The sequence below is a fragment of the Streptomyces sp. SID13726 genome (assembly GCF_010548375.1).
Classification (GTDB): Bacteria; Actinomycetota; Actinomycetes; order Streptomycetales; family Streptomycetaceae; genus Streptomyces.
In genome coordinates, this window is sequence record NZ_JAAGLY010000596.1 from 1 (window position 1) to 416 (window position 416).

General features: G+C 71.4%; 1 protein-coding gene. It reads right to left on the reverse strand.

Annotation, left to right across the window (positions count from 1 at the left end; genetic code table 11):
* Nucleotides 1-213 (reverse strand): hypothetical protein (locus tag G3I78_RS49305; RefSeq protein ID WP_164437193.1); only part of this gene is annotated, 213 nt, incomplete at its 3' end.
* Between the last annotated feature and the right edge of the window lie 203 nt (nt 214-416).

Below are 416 nucleotides of genomic sequence, written 5' to 3' on the forward strand. Positions count from 1 at the left end.
GATCTGCGGCGTGACCCTCACCCTCCGCGCGTCGTCGAACACCTGCGACGACACCGGCGCCGTCGCCCCCATCTCCTGAGACCGCACGCTCTGCGGCACACGATCCGGCGCCAGCACCACCCCCACCGCCGCACCACCCACCAGCAGCACCACCGCACCCAGCACGACGGTGGCGACCGCGACGCCGGGCCCGCGGCGCTTCCTCATACCCATCAGTCCCGCTCCCACTCGTCCGCTGACGTCTCGTCTGCTGCTCACGGGCATTGCGTACTGGCCGGTCAGCCGGAGAGCCGCGAGAGCGGATCGTTGATGCAGGTCGCGGCGCGTGGATCCGTCCTGTCGAACGGGGGATCCGCGAACGTCTCGTCGAACGCTTGGCCGTCGAACTCCGGGCCTCCCAGGCCGGGCTCGCGCAG